Here is a 22,688-nt window from a genome sequence, read left to right as displayed (position 1 = left end):
TTTTTGAACATTTGCTAGAGTTTTGTATCGACGGAAAGTGAAAGAGAATGAACCCACTCCTGTAACGCTCTTCTTGGTTTTGCTTTCGGTATTTTCTCTTCATCTATGTATCCTAAATGAACAGAACCTATGATTTTTTTAGAAGATGGGATCCCTAACTCTTTTGCAAATATCGGATCATGAATATAAGGATTAGTCCGCCACACAACCCCTATATTTTTCTCCCAACATAATAATTGAAGGTTTTGAATAAACGCACAAGTAGCTCCTATGGATTCAAAGTCTTTTTGTTCATCTCCAAAGAGATCCGTTGCTACAATTAACGTAATGGGAGTTGATGAAAAATACTGCTCATACGCCTCTCTTATTTTATTCACACGCTCTTCAGAATAAGCAGCCAACACTCCGGTTCTTTCGTAACTATTCATCACACAATTCAAAAAATACTTTTTCTCATCCTCAGTAGATACGATGGTGACAGACCAAGGTTCCACTTTGCTGTGAAAGGGTGCATAAGCAGCCATTTCCAACAAGTGTTCCACTTCTTGCAAAGGAATGGGAATTTCTTTTGTTACTCGAATCGTTCTTCTTGATACAATGACCGATTCGATGGAAGATTCCGGTTTTAGCGTCTCCATAAGCTCCACCTTCTCCTTATATCAGATCCCCGCCGCTTTTCCAATGTCAAGTTGCTCATCTTTCAGCAAATCGTAAGTCAGACACACAGGTCTTTTCGTTCTCGGATCTTGCACAATTTCTGCGTCAATCTGAAAGACCTTCTTTAATATTTCAGTCGTCATCACTTTCTCTGGCTCCCCTTCACATACGATTCGCCCATCGCACATAGCAACCATATAATCGGCAAATCTGGCTGCATGATTCAAATCGTGCAAAACCATGACAACTGTTCGATCTTCTTTTTTATTTAATTCCTTAAGAAGCTCGAGTACTTCCAGTTGATGCGCTAAATCCAAATACGTGGTAGGTTCATCTAGTAAGATGGAGTCCGTTTGTTGGGCAAGTGCCATGGCAATCCAGACACGCTGTCTTTGCCCGCCAGATAAAGCATCGACCGGACGATCTTTAAATGGTAATGTTCCTGTGACAGTTAACGCCCAATGAATGATTTTTTTGTCTTCCGCTGTTATTCTTCCAAAACCGCTTTGATGAGGAAAACGGCCATATGTGACCAGTTCAAAAACCGTCAGCCCTGATGGCGCATCCGGTGCCTGCGGCAAAATAGCCATCTTCTTGGCAATCTCCTTCGTCGATTGTTTATGAATGGCTTTGCCGTCCAAATAAACAGTGCCTTTCTTTGGTTGCATGATGCGCGCCAACGTTTTTAACGTAGTGGATTTTCCACAGCCATTAGGACCTATAATAATGGTCATTTTCCCTTTAGGGATTTTCAAATTCAGATCCTGAACGATTTTCCTTTCCCCATATGAAATATCAAGATTTTCAGTAGCTAAGTAAGGCATTGCGATCCTCCTTTCTTTTAAAATGACCCGATCTCCGCCTGTATTGTTTGGTTTTATCCGCGAAATCGCTTTTATGTCATGAAAACCGCAATTATTATAATGATAATCATTTTCAATTATAAACGTGGAATCGCTAGTGTCAAGATTATTTCTTAAGAAACACAGCTTAGTCCCTTACATCATTTTGTGTAATCCTACAAAAAAAATCAATAAAGCGAAAGCGGAGAAAATCCCTTTTCAGAAAAAGATAAAATACAAAGCCGAAACAGGATATAAGGATATCGAAATATCTGATTTTATTCTTCAAATCAGTTAAAAAGAAATTCCACACCTATTGCAAAAAAGTAAGAAAGCTTTTGACTAAAAAGGAACTCGCAGCCTACATGCAGGCTGACTCCATAACATATTGAGTCAGCCTGGGCTTTTACAAAAACGTTTGAGTAAAATCAATCGAGTGAAAATTCAGCCATAATACGATATGATGACATCAATCTTTTTATGAAAAACGTGTATGAAACCATGTTTTAATAACCAAAAACCGTTCTCAACAACATTGTTCTTAAGATTGCTGATCATTGAGAAAATATTTTTCAATATCATCCAACATTAAATTAGCAGCGATGACACCGCCTGCCGTATTCCAAATAGCATCGTCCACTTTATAAACTTTATGATTCTTCGAAACGGATAAATTTTTGAAAATCGGATCAGAAATCCAATCCTTTTCTAATTCATTTCCTTTATTGTCACCGGTATCATAAGTGAAATAGAAAAGAATATCGCCATCCATAGCAGACGCACGCTCTTTTGTTACGTGTTGTTCTGCAAAGTCGTTTTTATCTTGTGAGGCAGGGCGAGCAAATCCTAGTTGGTCTAAAATCACTCCTGAAAAGGTGTCTCTATGATAAATCCGAACATCCCCTGGAACAAATCGAACGACAGAAACTTTCATCTTTGTTTTGTCCCCTAGCTTTTGCTTCAATTCCTTTACACGATTATCAAATTTGGCAATGACTTCATTGCCTTCTTTTTCTTTATGTAAAGCTTTCGCATAAAGTTTGAAATTTTCTTTCCAATCTCCGCGTAGTACATCAGAAAAAACAGTAGGCGCAATAGCGCTTAATTGTTTATAAATTTTTTCTTGGCGCATTTTATTCCCAATAATCAAATCCGGTTTCAATGAAGCGATTTCTTCTAAATTTGGTTGGTCTTCTGTACCTACTACTTTGACGCCTTTCATCTGATCTTTAATATGATCATACCAAGGATTCCCTTCCCATGATTGAACAGCTCCAACCGGTTTCACACCCATCGCAAGCAAAGCTTCTGTCCCTTCATTGGTTAAAATTACAACACGTTTCGGTGTCCCTTTAATCTTTGTAGTACCCATGGCATGTTTGACCGTATAGCTGGTGCTCGGAGAAGCGGTGGTTTTCTCCGAAGATGTATCTCCGCTGCTGCTACAAGCTCCCAGAGCAAAGACAGCAACAAGAATAAGTAAAAAAGTAGTTAGTTTGGTAGAAACCATTTGCATATTATTCCCTCCCGAGATAATTGATAGTAATTTTCATTCTCAAATACCATATTATGAGTGATAGAGCCGGTTGTCAATGATTAATTGAAAATGATTATCATAGTCATTGACAGTTTATTATTAATTTTCTAGACTATTAATGAACAAGTATGTTGAAATCGATTAAATAGACAAGGAGAAAGACCTTATGTTAAGCAGCTTTACGACACGATTGGTTGGATTAATCGGGGGATTCATTCTTTTAGTGATTTGTATTGGTTTGAGCATCATCTTAGGATACACCGATACAAACGTACAAGCAGTGATAAATACTTTTCAACATTTTAACGGCTCAAATACTCAACTTGTGATAAAAAATGTTCGTTTGCCAAGGGCTTTGATTGGCGCGTCGGTAGGTGGTTGTTTAGCTGTAGCGGGAGCTCTTATGCAAGCACTTACCAAAAATCCTCTTGCTTCTCCTGACATTATGGGAGTAAATGCTGGTGCCGGCCTCTTTATAGTAGTCGCTGTTATCTTTTTTTCTGTTAGTTCGCTCCATTCCTTTACATGGATCGCTTTTCTAGGAGCTGCCATTGCCTCTTTTATTGTCTACTGCCTTGGATCACTGGGTAAAGATGGTCTTACACCGATGAAAATGACATTGGCGGGTGCTGCGATTGCGGCTATGTTCGGCTCATTGACCCAAGGGCTGCTTGTTATCAACGAATCTTCTTTAGATCAAGTTTTATTTTGGCTAGCAGGATCTGTTCAAGGACGAAAGCTTGAGATTCTTTTTGCAGTACTTCCCTATATGATTTTTGCTCTTGCTTGTTCCTTTTTATTAGGAAAGCAAATCAATATTTTAGTCATGGGTGAGAAATTGGCGAAGGGATTGGGCCAACGAACAGGGATGGTCAAACTCCTTATGTCTTTAATGGTAGTCCTCTTGGCCGGAGGGGCCGTTGCGGTTGCCGGTCCGATCAGTTTCGTGGGTGTCATGATTCCGCATGTTGCCCGTTGGCTGGTGGGAAATGACCATCGTTGGGTTCTCCCTTATTGTTCTGTTTTAGGTGGAATTTTTTTGATTATCGCGGATATTGGCGCCAGATATATTTTAATGCCCGAAGAAGTACCCGTAGGCGTGTTGACGGCTTTCATAGGGGTTCCCTTTTTCATTTACATAGCGCGCAAGAAAGGAGAAGCGTTATGAAAAATCATCTGTCTTTGCGAACCAAGTACTTTTCTTTTTTAATCAGTAAAAAGTCTTTATTTCTTATTCTGTTTCTTTTTATCCTTTTGCTCGTTTGTTTTACAATCAGCGCAAGCTTGGGAGAAACGTTTATCAACCCATTTCATGTGATCGAGGTATTAGTCGGAAAAGGAAATGCATTTGAACAATTAGTGGTGACTCATTTTCGACTTCCTCGGATTCTCATTGCTATTTTAGTGGGAAGCAGTTTGGCTGTAGCTGGCGCCATTCTACAAGGAATGACGCGCAATCCCCTAGCTTCTCCTGACATTATGGGGATTACAGGAGGAGCCGCTACTGCGGTTGTGCTCTTTTTGACTTTCTTTAGTGACAAAGATAATAATTTGACCGTCAGCATTCAATGGTTGCCTTTGAGCGCATTCGTAGGAGCCACCGTCGTTGCACTGCTTTTATATATCTTAGCCAACCACGGCAGGAATCTTTCCCCTATTCGTTTAGTGTTAATTGGAATCGGTTTATCTGCTTTCATGAAGGCCGCTACGACACTCTTTATGATTACTAGTCCTATTTACCGTGCGAGTCAAGCCAATATTTGGATTACGGGAACTGTCTATGGATCTGACTGGCAAGATGTAAACATACTATTGCCGATTACGACTGTATTAATGTTGATCAGTTTCCTCATCATTCGGGACATAAACATTCAAGAATTAGGCGAACCAATCGCCAAAAGTGCAGGAAATCGTGTCCATACATATCGTTTCCTGTTTTTATTGATTTGCACAGGTTTAATCGGCAGCGCAGTTGCTTTTGGAGGAACGATTGGTTTTGTTGGCTTGCTGGCCCCTCATATCAGTCGGAGATTAGTCGGATCTTCCTTTGGGTATCTGCTTCCTTCATCTGCTATCATGGGAGCTCTTTTAGTTTTACTGGCTGATCTGGTCGGAAGAACGCTGTTTTTACCCATTGAAGTTCCGGCTGGTGTTTTTACGGCGTCTATTGGAGCCCCCTATTTTGTCTATCTTTTATTGAAACAAAGGAATCAGTAATTGCTTGGAAAGGAGAGAATGACATGGAAGCCATTGAAACAAAATCATTGACTTTATCATATGGAGACAACGTCATTATTGAAGAGTTGGACTTACAAATCCCTAAAGGGGAAATTACGGTGTTTATTGGCAGTAATGGATGTGGCAAATCCACATTGTTACAATCTTTAGCTCGATTGCTTAAACCGGCTAACGGGACGATCCTATTAGATGGAAAGCAGATTTTGAAGCTGCCAACAAAAGAAGTGGCAAAACAGCTTGCCATTCTCCCTCAAGGCCCTATTGCACCGGAAGGGATTACCGTATTGCAGTTGGTTAAACAAGGACGCTACCCCCATCAAAGGTGGTTTCAACAATGGTCAGAGGAAGACGAAAATAAAGTTCTAGAAGCATTAAAACTGACAGGAATGGAGACGCTGGCAGATCGTCCTGTGGATTCCCTTTCAGGTGGCCAGCGGCAAAGAGCGTGGATTGCCATGACGCTGGCCCAAGACACTGACACGATTTTATTAGACGAACCTACTACGTATTTAGATATGGCTCATCAAATTGAAATTTTAGATTTGCTGTTTGAATTAAATGAAACAAAAAAACGCACGATTGTAATGGTGCTGCACGATTTAAATTTAGCGTGTCGCTATGCTCATCATTTGGTCGCCATTCATGATAAGAAGGTATATGACCAAGGAAAACCTGAAGAAGTGGTAACATGCGAACTTGTCAAAGATGTCTTTCAAATCGATTGCCAAATTGCGGTTGACCCTATTTTCGGCACACCGATGTGTCTTCCCCACGGAAAAGGACGCCGGATTGTACAAAAAGCCGGCCCAACACTACGAGCAGCGGACTACTAATCAAGAAAACGAAATAACAAACAAACATGCTGTTTTTTATAAAACGACCGGCTTATTTGCAATGAAAATGATCATATGAATCGAATGAATCCTTTCTACTTTATTCTACTCATTTTTTGTACAACTGGTCGGCTATCTGTTTCATTTAGATTCATCATTTTCAGGTGTTCTGCTAATCTTTATAACGGCTAATAAAAAACATGAAATCATCCATTCACAACAGGCAGATCTTATTTGAAGATTGGCAGAGAACTGCTCCTTGTTTATGACTAATTAATACTTCCATGGTTTCTCTTTTACAAGATGTAAAAGAACTTCAATGAATGGTTCATTCATTGAAGTTCGCCCTTTAATATTGAGAATTTATATGATAGGGGGTGGGATCATAAACGTTTTTAACGCAAAAACGATAATTACTTCTTCTTGCTAGTCTGAATGGCTACTTCATACAGTGCATTCGACACTTCTCCATACTCGCTGGCATGCGGACGATCCTCTCCGTCTGCATAACCATAATCGAACATGCGATTTCGATTCAGTGCCAACTTTGTAAACGTTGGACGCAACAAATCAAAGAGCTTGAATCGGTCTTGTAAATGCGAAAATTTTCTTTGATATGATAGGATTTCTTCACGAACAATGCCCCAAAAACGATACTCAGAAAATTGTTCTTTTTCCTGTAAAATGTTGCTTAAATACCGGAAATGGCAAATAAATAATCCGGTTAAAATAAATTGTGTCAATCCTTCAGGCGGCTCGCTGCGCAATACTTTTTTCAACTCGGGAGACAATACCTCAAGTTCCGGAAGAGGCTGGTCGCTAATATTGACATCATCGACAAAATCTTTCATAATGATGCGCTCTGGCTTGTAATCTTTTAACACAAGCACCGTATTTTGGCCATGCGGTGAAAACACGGTACCGTACTGATATAAATAATGAAGCAACGGTGGCAGAATCGCTTTTGCAAGCTTTTTCACCCATTGTTCTACCGTAAGACCAGATCGTTCCACTAATTTGGATACGAACGGAGTTCCTTCATGGTCTACATGCAGCAATGCTGCAAGTGTAATCGCTCGCTCACCTTCTTTCAGTTCCTTATAGACGCTTTCTCTCCACACCACACCAAGCATTTCAAGATATTGATAAGGAGCTCCTTTTAAGTTCGTATACGTGCGGTGATCGACATTGATGGTCGCCACTTCTCCCAACAGACCAAGGCGGCATTCTTCCTTTAAAAACCAATCGTTTTCCAGAATATTTTTCATATACGTCGTTACTTCGGGAGCGATCACCGTCCTCTCGCTCGGCAATCCCCTGTATACAAGTGTATTAAAAATGCTCATCGGCAGCTTCACATGAAACTTTTCTTTGCTTGTTACATTCACAAAAGTGCGAATCGACTGTTGAGGCAGATATTCATCTTCTCCTTCTCCTAACGGAATCAACTCTTTTCTTGCTATTTCAGCAGCAAACATAGACACAATTACATTGTTCCATTGCCAGGCATGTATGGGCATGAAATAATAATCCTTCGCTTTGACTCCTGCTTCTTCCAGCTTTTTCAGAAAAAGCTGATAGGTTTTTTCACCAAGTTCTTGTTCGATCACATGCTGATAAGTTAAACCGTCTACCGAATGAAAAGTGCCAATATTTCGATGAACGGCAATCCATGACAGCTGGACCTTTTTCTTTTGCTCCGGTGCGTATTTGACATAGTCATCATACCCGAATCCAATACGGCCTTTATTGTATGTGATCCAAGGATGCCCCGTCATTTCTCCTTCCAATTCCGAATAATCTAATAAAATCAGGTCTTGCGATAACTTGGATCTTTCTTTCAAATGAGTATCCGCTACTAATGTATGTAAATACTCTTTTACTAAATGTCCCGCCGTAGAACTTGACATGTTTCCTTCCTCTTTTATACTTAACAAAAAAGCAAGAGACTGTGGTATATCGCTTTTTTCATTCGTTACCACTTTGATGCTCTCTGGTAAAACATAATAACTGTCAAATAGGCGAGGTTTTGCCTGAAAATAGTAAACATTTCCTTTTTGATCTTTCCATTCGCAATACCGAATGCCTTCTGACTCATCCTCACTGAATACCTTAGGTATTATAATTTCCTCATACATGAACTCTTGAATCATTTTGGCTAAAAGTCGTTGATCGGCTTCTTGAAAAGCTTTTTCTGTTATCATATGGACAGGAGTTTCACAAATTTTCACGACGTTCAACTCTCCTTTTCATTGAATTTGAAGATGATGGATCCATATGGATAGAACTCAAGATTATGCTCAGTGTCGAACCCAATAAAAGAAAACCACACAGGAGAAAAGGTGCTTCCAAGCCGTTATGCTGCACCATCATCAAAGCAGCCATCGGCGATAAAAGCAGGGAAACATTTTGCATCGACGAGACAATACTATAAGACAATGGCGCTTTTTTTCCGATTCCCATTTGGAAAAATAAAAGATCTAATGCCGCCAGACTTACAAAAAAACACATACCATACAAGATTCGAATGAAAACAAACAACCATATGCTTCTGGCAGCCGATTGGATAATAAGCAATCCCCCGGTTATACCCGTTAAGCTAATGAAGATGGCTTTCATATGCGTTTTTAGACAACGCTTCGGCAATAAAAATTGCAGTACAATCGCCACAATACTTGGTAATACATATAACAAGCTTGATACTTGTTTGGTTAGGCCAAATCTGTCGTCAAGAATAACCGTAAAGTAGGGACGTATGGCATTATGTCCAATATAAAAGAGAAAGACAGTGAGCAAATATCCTAAAAATTCCACCGACCACCTTCTACTTTTTCTTTTAACGGAATTTTCTTTCTTTTTTACACACCCCCTTTTTCTCATCGCTTCATTGCGAGAGAAAACAAAGCCACTTGCGATCGCAAAAACGAAATCTATGAATGCAAAAACGTAATAGCTGTCGAACGGGAACGGCTGGTTCACCATAAAGCTTCCAGCCATTCCCGATACGACCACACTCCCATGAAAGATCCATAAGTAAGTCGTTGTGGCTCTTACTTTTTCTTCCTCATTTTTGCTTGCAGCCACGAGCGTCGGATATAACAAATAAATTCCGCTTTGGAAACAGAGCAAAATAAGTGAAACGATTAAAAAATAAAGAAACGTATGGCCCATAGGGAGGAGGATTTTGCACCCTCCCATAGCTGTCAACAAGATCGGTATACATTTCTGAAAATCTCTTAATTTCCAAATCATCGCCCACAGTGGTGTCATCACAATCACAACAAGGCGACAGCAAATGATAAAGAAGCTCGTCGCTTGCACCCCATCCACTTGAAAATAGTCGGAAAATAGCTGCGGATAAAACGGGGATAACAGCATTTCTGATATCAACGTAAACAGTAGACAACTGTAAATAAATCCTTTTTCCCTGTTCGTCATTTCTTTTTTCTACAGCCCGAATTGTTGAAACACATTTTTTTCATAGGTTTGGTAAATTTCTTTTCCTGCCAACTGATTGATAATCGTTGCATTTCGAAAGGCGCCTAGTCCCAAATCAGGTGCACCTACACCGTGAGTATGAAGTTCGCCGTTTTGAACGAATATGTGGTTTTGCCCTTCCTTGTTCAACTTCACTTTATAATTTTCCTGAATGACAAGTTGTCCGTCCTCATCCCAATCCACGATATGCTTGATTCCTTGCAAACAATCCGGGATATAAGGATGATATCCCGTTGCCAGGATCACAACATCACTATTCAATTGGTGACTCTTTTCTTGTTCATGTTGGTACAGCGTTAAACGATATAGATGATCCCACTCTTCTATAGACACTAATTCGGTTAATGCTTGCAGATGAACATTCAGCACTTTATTTCCCACTGTCCGTTCATACAATAACTCGTAAATGTCGGCAATGGTCTTAAAGCTGATCCCTTTGTATAGCAGCGCTTGTTTGCTCAAAACTTCTTTTTTCTTTTCTTTCGGCAGCCTATAGAAATATCGTGTATAATCTGGCGAAAAATGCTCGAGACCAAGTTTGGAATATTCCATCGGATAAAATCCTTTGGATCTTGTAAACCAATTCAACTGGTAATCATGTTCCGGCTGCTTTAACAATAAGTCGTGGAAAATCTCCGCTGCACTCTGTCCGGATCCAATCACCGTAATCGAATTCGCGTTCAAAATATTATCTCGCTTGGTCAAATACTGACCAGAATGAAAAACTCGATCACCAAGAACGTTTTGAAACTTATCGGGAACGTACGGTCTCGTTCCTACGCCTACTACTACATGTTTCGTGTGATACGTTTTTCTTTCCTTTTCTTTCTGGCAATAAACGGTCACTCGATAATATCCTTCTTCTGTTTGCTCAATGTTCTCTACTTCACATCCAAACTGAAGCTGTGGAAGCTGGCTGGCCACCCATTGACAATAGTGATTGTATTCTGTACGTGGGATTAGGAATTTTTCAAAAAAGTAAAAACGATACAACCTGTTATGCTCATGTAAATAGTTGAGAAAGCTGAAACGGCTTGTTGGATCGACCATCGTTACGGCATCTGCCATAAAAGGTACCTGCAGAGTCGTTCCCTCCAACAACATTCCCGGATGCCAGTCAAATTGATCTTTTCGATCAAAAAATATGGAACGACAATCTGTTTTTTCCAGTAAAGCAGCCAATCCAAGATTAAAAGGACCGATTCCGACGCCAATTACATCTAAAATCTGTTCTCTTGCCAATCTGTCCATCTTTTTTCAAATCCTTTCCTCTCACAAATCATAAATAATCCTGTTTTATCAGGGAGATCCACCTCCTTAATGGGCTGAAAACCGCATTTTTGGAATATATGAATCATTTTTTCATTTCTCACATCGGGCTCGGCCACAATGCGAGTCGTTTCTTGAACTTGAAATTTTTTATGCAAAATGGTTAACAATAACGGATAAATGTAGCCTTTTCCTAAAAACTCCTTTGGTCCTATCAATAAATGAATGCCTTGATCATATTCATCAAACTTATAATATTTCCCGATAATATCATCCTTCACCCAGTAGGACTCCCAATAGCTCATTGGAATTCCGTCCATTTCTCCAATGAGAAGTATTTGATGATCGTCATGCAGAAATTTCTGTAAATGTGCTTTATACTCGGTAAAAGGGATATTTAAGTTCCAAAAGGGAATGACATGCGGCTCATGCATCCATGAATGAAGCCGACTCACATCTTCTTCTAAACGAACCGGCCGAAATGTAATCTTTTTTTGAATGACGGGATCGTACCTTTCAAATGGATAGCTCTGTTGAGCCATGATATTACACTTCATGCCATTCACCCACCGCAGCAACGATTGGATTAGGTACTCGAACATAAACGGATTGCGATGCAAGAGACCCTACAAGCTCGTCCATATCATGCACTCTTGTCAGTAAGTTCCCCTTGCTCGGCAGCTCTCTTTCCGTTAGCAGAGATTCTATCAAATTCGTACGATCACCCAGTTGAGCTTTTAATTGATTCAACTCTTCTTTAACCATGATCAACAAACGGTTTTCATCTATTAAACGGTTCACTCCGAACGCGTTGATTAAACCAAATAAATGATTAAACAATACGTAGTAGCAAAAACGCTCCTTTGCAATAGCATCGTCGCATACTGTGTCGCTTTTTTCGTTTAAAGTGCCAACCAGTTTTTTAAGAGCTTCCGCTTTTGATCTCATAAAATAATAGCCTTGGTTATCGCGATAATAGAAAGTGGATGGATAACCTTCTTCGTCCAGTTTGACGATGGAGTTTTGCTGATGGGCTTCTAAGGCAATCCCATACGTTTCGTATAACCAGTAAAGAGGCCGCAAACTGATCTCTAAATAACGAGCAAACCACTCCTCGCTCACTTCCGCAACGGAAGTCCCTTCTCGATGTGCAATGTCCAAAATGATGTTGGTTAGATGGGAACGTCCTCCTGTAATATGGTCTTGACATAACGCCGCTAATAAAGTAGTCCGAAGTTCATTTCCTTCTTGAAATGGATTATCACGAATGACGACTTCGAATCCAGTTTCATAAGAATCGGATTTTAACGAAATATAAGCAGGATCTTCAATAATGCGAAACGAAGGGTGCTGTTCTTGTAATTGTTCACGAATCTCTCCGTGAAGCAAACGACTCACTTCCACCCCGCGATGCAGCTCTTTTCGCTTATTAATACGCAACGAATTGGTGATTTTCACCGGAATCGAAAATTTATACATGAACTTTGCCTCTGGGTGGTATACAGTTCGTACGGAAGAAGTTGGATAATATTTTCTTCCATGAGGTCCAAGATAAGCCATTTTCCCTGATTGGATCAGGTCACACACATATTCATTCCCCAAAAGCTTCCTTGCCTGAAGCGGGTGAACTGGTATAAGAGAAAAACCATCTTTCTGACAATATTTTTCTTTAAAAGCTTTTGAAACCAAAGGATCATACAACAGTTCTTCTTTAATAAGAGTGGATGCCTTTTTTGCCAATACAGAATCTTCTTCCACCAGTTCATTCACAATTCGAAAATAATGAAGCTGAAAAGCTCCTTTTCGTTCAGGAGCAAAGATATGCTCTTCATCTTCATCGATTCCTTGTCGGCTTTTCGGCGTCGGATGGAGCTGGTGTCCGACGATCAATGACTGTTCCGATTGGAGGTAGGTTTTTTCTTTTTGATAGCATTCTTCTATATCCTCCTTTCTTTCTGTAAGAATGGTTTTCATATTCTGATAGCTTAAAAGGATACGAAGGATCAGTTCGTCTGAATGAATGGGCTTGTCCGATTCGAGTCTGCATTCTTTTTGAATCAACAAAGCCAATGTGACATAGTCGAGTTCTTCCATTTCCCCATCTCTCAATTGATAATAAATAGGAGATGAATAGAGGTGGCGGCCTGTTGGCGACTTATACTGAACAGGAACATATACTGTAACAGACTGCTGACCAAAAGAAAGTACTAATACATAGGCAACATCTGGTATTTGGACTTGAACAGGAATGTCATCCGGATGCTTCCATTCCCCTCTTCCCGTCTCTTTTACATAACAATTAATTAAGTTTTGCATCGTAATGTGGCTCGTAATGAATGGAATATTCATGCCTTTTCTCTCCTTGCTCTTTCTCTATTTTTTCTCCCAATCTCTTCATCCGTTCTATATGTTTCTTCATATGATCGATCGTATTAAGCGGATTAAGCATCGTACATTTTAAATATAGTTTTCCATTTTGTTTTGTTTTGGCTATAATGAACTCGCCGTTTTCGTAAAGGGCTTGCTGGATCTTACGGTTCATTTCATCCACATACTTTCGGTCTTCCGTACGTGACGGTAAATAGCGGAACAGAATGGCATTCATTTCCGGATGGACCGGCACTTCAAAACAAGGATCTTTTTTCATGAGCGATGCCGTTTCTTTCGCTAAATCAATCGTATAATCAATCATCTGCCCCAAGAGATCGGTCCCTAATAATTTGAAAGTCATCCATAATTTCAAAGCGTCGAAACGCCTCGTTGTCTGAACACTTTTTTCAACAAGGTGGATCATCCCTTTTTCCTGATCTTCCTCAGGATTCAAATAATCCGCATGATAAGCAATACGGTGAAAATCTTGCTTATTTTTCACAAAAAAAGCACCGCAGCTGATGGATTGATAGTATAACTTATGAAAATCGATGGTGATCGAATCAGCCAAATGCAATCCATCTAATAAAGACCGATATTGATGAGAAAAGAGAAGCGCTCCGCCATAGGCGGCATCGACATGAAGCCATAATCCTTCGTCCTTTGCCAATCGTGCCGTCTCACTTATACTATCAATGCTTCCAAAATCTGTTGTCCCTGCTGTCGCTACTATCATAAAAGGAATCAATCCTTCTCGACGAAGCTTTTTCAGTTTGTCCCTCGCATCATCTATGGACAGCTTCTGCTGATCATCTGTCGATACTGTCACTACGGCATTCGCTCCCAATCCAAGCTGTGCGGCCGACTGCTGCACAGTAAAATGAGCATGCTCCGAGCAAAGGATGCGCAGCTTATTTGCTTCATAAGGCAAACCCTTTTGATGGGCATTCACCTTGAAGTACGTTTCACATGCTTTATTCCGAGCAAGCAGCAATCCCATATAATTAGATTGAGTGCCCCCGCTTGTAAACACACCATCAGCTTCATGAGAATAGCCAATTTTTCGAGTAAAAAATTTCACAAGCGCCTCTTCCACATAAGTAGCAGAGGGGCTTTGATCCCATGAATCCATCGACTGATTTAACGCTCCAATCATCGTTTCTGCCGCAATCGATGGAAGCAAAGGGGGACAATGCAGGTGTGCCATAGCGGAAGGATGGGAAATCCATAACGAATCTCCCACAATAACGTCTTGAATTTCCGCCATCACTTTCGCTACTTCTTGGCCGGCGATTGGAATGTGGAGCGCCTCCTTCACTTTTTCCTCTATCTCCAAACAGCTTGTCCCGGAAAACGGCTTTTTCGCCTTTTTCGTTTGTTCACATATTAATGTCATGATCTCATCCATGAGTAAGCGATAGGTTTTCTCGCTTTTACCGTCAGGATGAAGAAACCATTTTTGAAAATTGGAATTCATGCCCATCACCTTCTAGCGCAATCCAAAATAAGATTCAGCATTTATTACGGCTTCATAAAACCGCTGCAACACATCACCGATTTGTTCTTTTGAAATAATTAACGGCGGCAACAGTCGAATGACGGAGCTCAAACGACCCCCAACTTCCAAAATCAACCCGCGGTTAAAACATTCTTGCTGAATCTTCTTGGCAAGCTCTGGATGGGCAGGGTAACTTCCGATCGCATTTGGTTGTTTGGTCGGATCAATGATTTCAATCCCGATCATAAGACCCCTGCCTCTTACATCACCGATGGAAGAAACTTGTTTTTGCATTTGTTTTAATTGCCCCATGGCATATTGTCCTAATTCATGAGCATGCTCTGGCAAGTGATGTTCTTTCACAAACTGTATAGTAGATTTTCCCGTTGCCATTGCCATTTGGTTTCCGCGAAACGTTCCGATATGGGCTCCCGGCTCCCATTTATCAAGACTTCTGTCATAAAGAACGACGGATAAAGGCAAACTTCCTCCGATGGCTTTGGATAAAACAAGAACGTCCGGTTCGATTCCTGCATGTTCAAAAGCAAACATTTTTCCCGTTCGACCGATCCCCGTTTGCACTTCATCAATGATAAGAGGAATATTACATTCTTTAGTGATTCGTCGAAGTTCTCTGAGCCATTCGATCGGGGCTGGAATCGAACCTCCCTCTCCTTGAACCACTTCCACAATAATTCCTGCCGGAGAAACGATTCCACTTTCTGGATCGTCTAATAAATGTTCAATGTATGTGCTGCTGATACGGTGTCCTTCCGCTCCTATGCCAAACGGGCAGCGATATGCATACGGATACGGAAGAAAATGAGTATCAGTAACAAGCGCGTGAATCTTCTTTTTAGGATTTGTCGTTCCGGAGATACTCAACGTTCCATGAGTCGAACCGTGATACCCTCCTTGGAATGATAATATCGTTCGATTTCCCGTTGCTGTTTTCACCAGTTTCAAAGCAGCTTCGACTGCATCAGCTCCCGTTGGTCCACAAAAATGGATTTTTGACTTTTCAGCAAACGAAGAAGGTAAAGAAGCAAATAGTTCATCAATAAAGGCTTCTTTAATTGGTGTGGTTAGGTCAAGCGTATGTAATGGTACATACGCTTGCAGGACTTTTTCAATGGCTTCTCGAATCACTTCATGATTGTGACCCAATGCCAGCGTACCCGCACCTGCCAAACAATCAATGTACTGCTTGCCGTTCATATCTGTTATATAAATGCCTTCAGCTCTTTTAATCGCAAGAGGGAGTCTTCTTGGATATGACCTGGCATTCGATTCTCTTTTTTCTTGCATCGCCAATAGGTCTTGATTTCCTATTTGTGTAAAAACAGGTGCTTTCATCCTTCACCACTCCTTTATTTTTCTCATTCTCCATTCATAACAGAAAGAGGGGTTTCCATTCATATATTGAGAATGATTTTCATTATCGATTGCAAGTATTATCTTAATTGATAATGATTATCATAGTCAATATCTTTTTGAAAAAATGATAATTTTTTCCTAAATTAGAAAAAAGGGTATATTATTTAAAAAGGTTTTAAATCTTTTAATTTTTCTTAGTTTCTGTTGTTTTCAAGCTTCACTCTCTAACCCTTCATCCATTAATAGAATTGAATGACAAAGTACCTACTCTTGTCCTCTTCCAATAATGGAATGAGAAAATGAATTCCATATGATGGGATAAAAGCCATAAAATAAGAAATGAATGATTCAAATTCGAATGTAAATCATCTAAAAACAATAAAGGGTAACCAAATATTGGCTACCCTTTAGCAAATTAAGCTTCTGGTCTAAATGTTTTACAATCTGTTTCTTCAGTACTCGATGCCTGTTTTCCTTTGTGACTGACCACATAAATAGTATCTGCACTGCATTTGTTTCCATTGCTCCAATATTTACAATTATGAACTTCACAAAGAACATCTTGAGCCATATTAGTATCCCTCCCTAATGGTTATGATTCGCCGTTTTTCGGTTATCGATACTTATTTTTTGTCCTCATTATTTTGTGATGCATACAAGAAATGTCAAAAAGGTTTCCTTATCATATAAAAGGCCTCGTTGAGTTTTTCCCCAATCCATGAGTAGGTGCTTATTTCGAATTTTACTAAAGTACTCCTTGCCCCAGAAAATTTAAAGCATAGCGGCTAAGAATGATAATACCCATTTAAATTATCAAAATTTTCTAAAAATATATTGCGTATGGACCATTGTTTTTTTAAAATAAACTCATGGTTCTGATAAATGTAAGCGATTTCAGAACTGAATCATTTATAAAGGAGTGACGAATATGGAAAACAAAGAGTTGCAATCATCATCCCCGCCTGAAAGCACAACGATCGACCACGAAAAAATCGCTGCCAGCGAACCATTTCAACATCTTGTTTCATCAAAAAGAAAACTTCTTGTACCACTCACAGTATTCTTTCTCGTTTTTTACTTTGCGCTTCCTTTTCTGACCTCATTCACTAAAGTGTTAAACCACTATGCCATCGGCGATATTTCTTGGGCTTGGATTTTCGCCTTTGCTCAATTTATCATGACTTGGACGCTTTGTACGGTATATGTCAAAAAGGCAAACAAATTCGATGATATGGCAGGAAACATTTTGGAAGAATATAAAAACAAGGAGAGTAACGTATGAGTATAACGGCATTTATTTTATTTGTTATTATTGTAGGCATTACCCTTATGATTACGTACTGGGCAGCGAAGAGAACCAAAACAGCTAGCGAGTTTTATACAGCCGGCGGCGGACTCAACGGCTGGCAAAACGGTTTGGCGATTGCGGGCGACTACTTGTCTGCCGCATCCTTTTTGGGAATTGCTGGAGCGATTGCCTTAAACGGATTTGACGGGTTTTTCTACAGTATTGGCTATCTTGTTGCCTATTTAGTTGTTCTGTACGTCGTGGCGGAGCCATTGAGAAACCTTGGAAAATATACTTTGGCAGACATGATTACCGCTAGGTTCGACCAAAAGAAAATCCGCGCAGTTGCGGCCATCAACACCATTGCCATTGTGATCTTTTATATGATCGCTCAACTTGTCGGAGCGGGAGCACTCATCCAATTATTGCTCGGCATTGATTATTGGATCGCCGTTTTAATTGTCGGCATCATGATGACAATTTACGTGCTGTTCGGCGGAATGACCGCCACAAGCTGGGTGCAAATCATCAAAGCCGCCTTGTTAATGCTTGGAACGGTCATTATTTCTTTCTTAGTTTTAATGAAATTTCATTTTAATCTGTTCAATATGTTTACTGAAGTTAAAAACGCTACACCTCATGGCGAAAACTTTTTGCATCCTGGAATTAAATATAAAGATCCGATCGATACGATTTCGATTACGCTGGCATTAGTTCTTGGAACAGCAGGCCTTCCTCATATTTTAATGCGCTTCTTCACCGTAAAGGACGCAAAAACGGCCCGCAGTTCTGTCGCTGTGGCCACATGGGTCGTGGGATTGTTTTACATTTTGACCATCTTTCTTGGCTTCGGCGCCGCTGCCTTTGTCGGGTCCGAAAAAATCATTCAAGCGAACGCAGCGGGGAATATGGCCGCTCCGTTGCTGGCGCAAGTGTTGGGCGGAGACTTCCTCATGTCTTTCGTATCTGCCGTCGCTTTTGCAACGATTTTAGCGGTTGTAGCGGGGCTCGTTTTATCGGGGGCCTCTGCTTTTGCACATGATATTTACGGGCAGATTATCAAAAAAGGAAACATAACGGAAAAACAACAAGTGTCAGCTGCTCGTTATTCTTGTATTTCCGTCGCTGCATTATCCATCATTTTAGCTTTATTTGCCCAAAAAATGAATGTGGCCTTTCTCGTTTCATTAGCATTTTGCGTGGCAGCCAGCGCCAACTTGCCCGTCATTCTATTTACGATTTACTGGAAAAAGTTTAATACGGCAGGAGCCATTACAGGAATGCTTTCGGGTCTGGCTTCATCCCTTATACTCGTCATCATAAGTCCAAACGTGATTGCCCCGGAACCAGGCACCGCGATTATAGTCGGAAAACCGCTTATTTCATTAACCAATCCTGCCATCATATCCGTGCCAATCGGATTTTTAGGAGCTTATTTAGGTACCGTTTTGTCGCCAAAACGAGATGACAAAAAATTCGCTGAAGTGACGGTCAAAGCCAATACAGGCTTAAAATAATTTTCTTTCATCTATAGAAAAGTCATCAATCCGTCACCAGAAGCTGTTCCCGTTTTGCGGCATTTCTTCCTTTGCTTTCGGGAAGTCTATTTTCAAACGGATCTATATCTTGGTAAAAAGAAAACACGCAACCCTCTTCTTTTCTCTATACTTGAATCGACCTGAAGCAAGCAATAAAGAATAGGGTTGCGTGCGGTACGATTTTTACATGACTCTTCCCTGATTAAAAGATGGTCCAGTCATTTTGATAGAATGAACAAATTTCGGAGGATATACTTTCATTTCTGCGTTTCATACAAATAGTGCTTATGGACTCATCGAAAAGATGGAATGATGTGATTCATTATATCAAAATTCAAAATTCCATGAAAAAGCGGATTGATTTTACGATGAGGCTAAGTACTGAACAAAATAAGACAAAACAATGGGGAAGAAATTCGCTGCATCGCTTCTAATCAAAAGAGATAGCCAGGCAGAATGCGAGCATAAAGTATAAAAGCTTAAGCAAGAGTTCTTGCTTAAGCTCAGACTGTCGACAAATCCGAAAAAACCGGATTTGCCGACAGTCTTTTTTTGTATAATTAAGATACCGTAATGAATTGAGGTGGATGAAGTGCTAACAAAAAATACACAGATGAATCGTGATCAAATAGAAATGATAGCTTTAGACCAACTTGTACCTGCAGATCATTTGGTTCGTAAAATCGACGCTGCTATTGATTTTTCATTTATCTATTCGCTTGTTCAAGACATGTATTCATCGGAAAGAGGTCGACCAAGTATTGATCCAGTTGTATTGATTAAAATGGCTTTCATCCAATATACCTTCGGTATTCGTTCCATGCGAAAAACTATAGAGGAAATCGAAACGAATCTGGCTTACCGTTGGTTTCTTGGATTTGGTTTTTATGATAAGGTACCTCACTTTTCAACGTTTGGGAAAAACTACGAGCGACGCTTTAAGGATACAGACTTATTTGAACAGATATTCTATCGCATTTTGAAAGAAGCTGCAGATAAGAAGCTGATAAGCAGTGAGCATGTCTTTATTGATTCTACTCATGTCAAAGCGAGTGCGAATAAGCATAAATTTGAGAAGAAAGTGGTTCGAAAAGAAACGAAAGCCTATCAAGCACGTCTACAAGATGAGATAAATGCTGATCGAGAAGCACATGGAAAAAAGCCATTTCCTCCAGATAAATTTGGGAAAGAAGAATATAAAGAAATAAAAGAAAGTACCACTGATCCGGAAAGTGGTTACTACGTAAAAGACGAGCGAACAAAACAGTTTGCTTACTCATTCCATGCTGCTGCGGATCGAAATGGCTTTGTTTTGGGGGCTATTGTAACGCCAGGGAATATTCATGACAGTTCCGTATTGGAGCCACTTCTTGAAAAAGTCATAGAAAAACATGGAAAACCGGTTGTAGTTGCTGCTGACGCTGGATATAAAACTCCCGCCGTTGCCCAATACATATTTGAAAATGATATGACCCCTGCTTTACCTTATACTCGCCCTCGTACAAAGGATGGTTATTTCAAAAAACATGAGTATGTTTACGATGAATACTACGATTGTTATCTTTGTCCGCAAGGACAAGTGTTAAAATATGCAACTACGACGAAGGAAGGCTATCGTCAATATTTTTCTGATCCAGTCCAGTGTAAAGATTGTCCATTCCTTTCGAAGTGCACCCAAAGTAAGGAGCATAAAAAACTGATTCAGCGACATGTATGGGAATTTTATTTAGAGGAAGCTGATCATCTTCGGCATACACAAGAGAATAAGAGCATTTATGCAAGACGGAAAGAAACCATTGAACGTGTTTTTGCTGATGCAAAGGAAAAGCATGGTATGCGTTGGACAACCTTAAGAGGTCTAAAAAAATTGTCCATGCAGGCGATGCTAACTTTTGCTGCAATGAATTTGAAAAAGATGGCTTGCTGGACATGGAAAAGTCCAGCAATAACATAAAATAGACCCCTGGAGGGGTCTATTCCAAACATTTGAAAGCATAAAAGTGACAAAAGGCATCCGAAAGCGCACATTCGGATGCCTTTTGTCTACACTCTGAGCTTAAGCAAGAGTTCTTGCTTAAGCTCCTTGACACATACAATACTTGATAAATCAAATATTTGAACAGAAAAAGTTGGAAAGAGCCTAATGAATTCATTTTGTTCTAGGAATATCAGGAATCCATATTTTTAGGTTGATGTGTTATGAATCTCTTCATTTGTAATAATAATTTTTGAATCACAAATCCAACCAATAAAATGACAACAAGCAATAATGTAATCGTCGCCCCGGGTGGAGTCCCCAGCTTATAGGATGAAATAAGTCCGGAAAAGATGCTGATTCCTGCTACTGCAATCGCTGTGATGAACACCATTTTAAATCCCTTTGCCATTCTGATAGCAAAAGCAGCGGGCAGAACCAATAGTGCTGAGACTAGAAGCACTCCAACCATGGGGATAATAATTGAAATGCACAATCCTGTCATAACGCTAAAAGACAGCGATAAAAGGTTCGTATTCACCCCACTGGTGAAAGCAGTATCTTCATCGAATGTAAGCAAATATAAAGGCCTTCTTAAAAAAAGAAAATAAAGCAACAAGAGTATTGTGACTCCTATCATTTCATATAACTGCCGATCCGTAATGGTCACAATCGAGCCAAACAAATATTGTTCAATATTTGTGGTCATTCCGCCTTCTGTCAAGCTTAACAGGAACAAAGCGAATGACAAACCTGCTGCCATTAAAATAGCGATGGATACTTCTGAGTAGGTTCGATACGCCCTCCTCATATATTCAATTCCAATGGCTCCTGCGATAACGACTAAAATACTGGACAGTATAATAGGCGAATGGATGAAATATCCAATGGCTACCCCGGCTAGAGAAATATGAGATAATGTATCAGCCATTAAAGCTTGTCTCCTTAAAACAAGGAAAACTCCGAGCATTGGAGCGATAATGGCAATTAATCCGCCAGCCCAAAACGCCCGTTGCATGAATTCCAGGTTAAACATTTCCATCCGCCTTGCTCTCCCCTTTCTAAATGGATGATTTTATCTAAATACGGTTCTACTTCATTCTGCTCATGAGTCACCATAATGACCGTGCGATGATGTTGTTTGACTTGGTGATGCATAAATTTATAAAAACCTTTCCGGCTTTCATAGTCCATTCCTGTTGTAGGTTCATCCAATACGAGTAAATCCGGATCAGATGCCAATACTCGTGCAATACAAATTTTTTGTTTTTGACCACCTGATAAATCCCCGATTTTATGATGGCGAAATTCCCACATTCCCACCATTTTTAACGCATTTTCTACTTTTTTATGATCGGTTTGACTCAATCTCTTTAACCACTTCCCGCGTCGAAACCTTCCCGATTGAACTAACTCTAATACGGTGCTTGGAAAACCAACATTAAAAGAGGCGATTTGTTGAGGCACATATCCGATGGTTAATCGTTTTCCTTGAATATTTTGTTTGCTGATGGTAACCGTTCCTTCCCAAGGCTTTAGCAAACCTAGCATCACACGCAGCATCGTTGATTTAGAAGCTCCATTTGGTCCTGTAATTCCTACAAATTCCCCGCTATGAATCTCAAAGGACACTCCATTTAAAACGGGAGTATGCGAATATCCAAATACAACATGATCTAAAGATACTAATTTCAACAGCTTCTCCCCCTTTCCTATAGAACAAATAAAAAGTGGGCGCCTATTTTTCAAAGACGCACACTTATAAAAT

The 22,688-nt window shown here is 40.0% G+C and carries 19 protein-coding genes; 6 read left to right on the top strand and 13 right to left on the bottom strand.

Annotated features, from left to right (window positions below; all coding sequences use genetic code 11):
• Window positions 1–14: 14 nt before the first annotated feature.
• The 3 genes from NST12_RS05305 to NST12_RS05295 form a co-directional block, all read right to left on the bottom strand.
• Window positions 15–638, bottom strand: a complete 624-nt coding sequence (locus NST12_RS05305; protein ID WP_048622983.1) for a nitroreductase family protein — start codon at window positions 636–638, stop codon at window positions 15–17.
• Window positions 639–659: 21 nt separating this feature from the next.
• The gene (locus NST12_RS05300) at window positions 660–1,481 is read right to left on the bottom strand and encodes an ABC transporter ATP-binding protein (protein ID WP_048622982.1); all 822 of its coding nucleotides are present in this window, start codon (window positions 1,479–1,481) and stop codon (window positions 660–662) included.
• A 559-nt stretch (window positions 1,482–2,040) separates the two neighbouring features.
• Entirely contained in the window at window positions 2,041–3,009 is a 969-nt protein-coding gene (locus tag NST12_RS05295; RefSeq protein ID WP_048624406.1) for an ABC transporter substrate-binding protein, read from the bottom strand.
• A gap of 193 nt (window positions 3,010–3,202) precedes the next feature.
• Here NST12_RS05295 and NST12_RS05290 point away from each other — a divergent pair, with 193 nt between their 5' ends.
• The 3 genes from NST12_RS05290 to NST12_RS05280 are packed head-to-tail and all read left to right on the top strand — an operon-like array spanning window position 3,203 to window position 6,107.
• Complete coding sequence (locus tag NST12_RS05290) at window positions 3,203–4,204, top strand: FecCD family ABC transporter permease (RefSeq protein ID WP_048622980.1); 1,002 nt, start codon at window positions 3,203–3,205, stop codon at window positions 4,202–4,204.
• The gene (locus tag NST12_RS05285) at window positions 4,201–5,253 is read left to right on the top strand and encodes a FecCD family ABC transporter permease (protein WP_327797606.1); all 1,053 of its coding nucleotides are present in this window, start codon (window positions 4,201–4,203) and stop codon (window positions 5,251–5,253) included. The genes NST12_RS05290 and NST12_RS05285 overlap by 4 nt, the downstream gene beginning before the upstream one ends.
• Before the next feature lie 23 nt (window positions 5,254–5,276).
• Window positions 5,277–6,107, top strand: a complete 831-nt coding sequence (locus tag NST12_RS05280; RefSeq protein ID WP_327797605.1) for an ABC transporter ATP-binding protein — start codon at window positions 5,277–5,279, stop codon at window positions 6,105–6,107.
• A gap of 413 nt (window positions 6,108–6,520) precedes the next feature.
• On the opposite strand, the gene NST12_RS05275 is transcribed toward NST12_RS05280, so the two are convergent.
• The 8 genes from NST12_RS05275 to NST12_RS05240 form a co-directional block, all read right to left on the bottom strand.
• Window positions 6,521–8,338 (bottom strand): IucA/IucC family protein, encoded by a 1,818-nt coding sequence (locus tag NST12_RS05275; protein WP_327797604.1) that lies wholly within the window; start codon window positions 8,336–8,338, stop codon window positions 6,521–6,523.
• The gene (locus tag NST12_RS05270) at window positions 8,325–9,545 is read right to left on the bottom strand and encodes an MFS transporter (RefSeq protein WP_327797603.1); all 1,221 of its coding nucleotides are present in this window, start codon (window positions 9,543–9,545) and stop codon (window positions 8,325–8,327) included. The genes NST12_RS05275 and NST12_RS05270 overlap by 14 nt, the downstream gene beginning before the upstream one ends.
• 9 nt (window positions 9,546–9,554) lie before the next feature.
• Window positions 9,555–10,856: a lysine N(6)-hydroxylase/L-ornithine N(5)-oxygenase family protein gene (locus NST12_RS05265; protein WP_003354232.1), complete on the bottom strand. Its 1,302-nt coding sequence runs from the start codon at window positions 10,854–10,856 to the stop codon at window positions 9,555–9,557.
• Window positions 10,826–11,416: a GNAT family N-acetyltransferase gene (locus NST12_RS05260; RefSeq protein WP_341100515.1), complete on the bottom strand. Its 591-nt coding sequence runs from the start codon at window positions 11,414–11,416 to the stop codon at window positions 10,826–10,828. Before NST12_RS05260 ends, NST12_RS05265 begins: the two co-directional genes overlap by 31 nt.
• A gap of 4 nt (window positions 11,417–11,420) precedes the next feature.
• The gene (locus NST12_RS05255) at window positions 11,421–13,223 is read right to left on the bottom strand and encodes an IucA/IucC family protein (RefSeq protein ID WP_341100513.1); all 1,803 of its coding nucleotides are present in this window, start codon (window positions 13,221–13,223) and stop codon (window positions 11,421–11,423) included.
• Entirely contained in the window at window positions 13,174–14,721 is a 1,548-nt protein-coding gene (locus NST12_RS05250; protein WP_341100511.1) for a pyridoxal phosphate-dependent decarboxylase family protein, read from the bottom strand. The genes NST12_RS05255 and NST12_RS05250 overlap by 50 nt, the downstream gene beginning before the upstream one ends.
• A 12-nt stretch (window positions 14,722–14,733) precedes the next feature.
• A complete protein-coding gene (locus NST12_RS05245) occupies window positions 14,734–16,098 on the bottom strand; it encodes an aspartate aminotransferase family protein (protein ID WP_341100508.1) in 1,365 nt (454 codons plus the stop codon).
• 436 nt (window positions 16,099–16,534) lie between these two features.
• On the bottom strand, window positions 16,535–16,690 hold the full coding sequence (locus tag NST12_RS05240; protein ID WP_082142263.1) for a DUF1540 domain-containing protein: 156 nt from the start codon (window positions 16,688–16,690) through the stop codon (window positions 16,535–16,537).
• A gap of 357 nt (window positions 16,691–17,047) precedes the next feature.
• Between NST12_RS05240 and NST12_RS05235 the strand changes: the two genes are divergently transcribed.
• The 3 genes from NST12_RS05235 to NST12_RS05225 all read left to right on the top strand — a co-directional run bounded on the left by NST12_RS05235 (window position 17,048) and on the right by NST12_RS05225 (window position 20,899).
• Window positions 17,048–17,401 carry a DUF485 domain-containing protein gene (locus NST12_RS05235; protein WP_341100506.1) on the top strand — a complete coding sequence of 118 codons (354 nt, stop codon included), beginning with the start codon at window positions 17,048–17,050 and terminating at the stop codon, window positions 17,399–17,401.
• On the top strand, window positions 17,398–18,924 hold the full coding sequence (locus NST12_RS05230) for a solute symporter family protein (protein WP_341100505.1): 1,527 nt from the start codon (window positions 17,398–17,400) through the stop codon (window positions 18,922–18,924). Before NST12_RS05235 ends, NST12_RS05230 begins: the two co-directional genes overlap by 4 nt.
• A 613-nt stretch (window positions 18,925–19,537) precedes the next feature.
• A complete protein-coding gene (locus NST12_RS05225; RefSeq protein WP_048622333.1) occupies window positions 19,538–20,899 on the top strand; it encodes an IS1182 family transposase in 1,362 nt (453 codons plus the stop codon).
• Between the two features lie 214 nt (window positions 20,900–21,113).
• On the opposite strand, the gene NST12_RS05220 is transcribed toward NST12_RS05225, so the two are convergent.
• Window positions 21,114–21,962: an iron chelate uptake ABC transporter family permease subunit gene (locus NST12_RS05220; protein WP_327797594.1), complete on the bottom strand. Its 849-nt coding sequence runs from the start codon at window positions 21,960–21,962 to the stop codon at window positions 21,114–21,116.
• Window positions 21,908–22,615: a metal ABC transporter ATP-binding protein gene (locus NST12_RS05215; RefSeq protein ID WP_341100502.1), complete on the bottom strand. Its 708-nt coding sequence runs from the start codon at window positions 22,613–22,615 to the stop codon at window positions 21,908–21,910. The genes NST12_RS05220 and NST12_RS05215 overlap by 55 nt, the downstream gene beginning before the upstream one ends.
• Window positions 22,616–22,688: the final 73 nt, after the last annotated feature.

The organism is Bacillus sp. FSL W8-1127 (genome assembly GCF_038006725.1).
In the GTDB taxonomy this organism is placed as follows: Bacteria; Bacillota; Bacilli; order Bacillales; family DSM-4216; genus Bacillus_O; species Bacillus_O smithii.
Note: the sequence above shows the minus strand (reverse complement) of the source record. Positions and strands in the feature narration are given on the sequence as shown.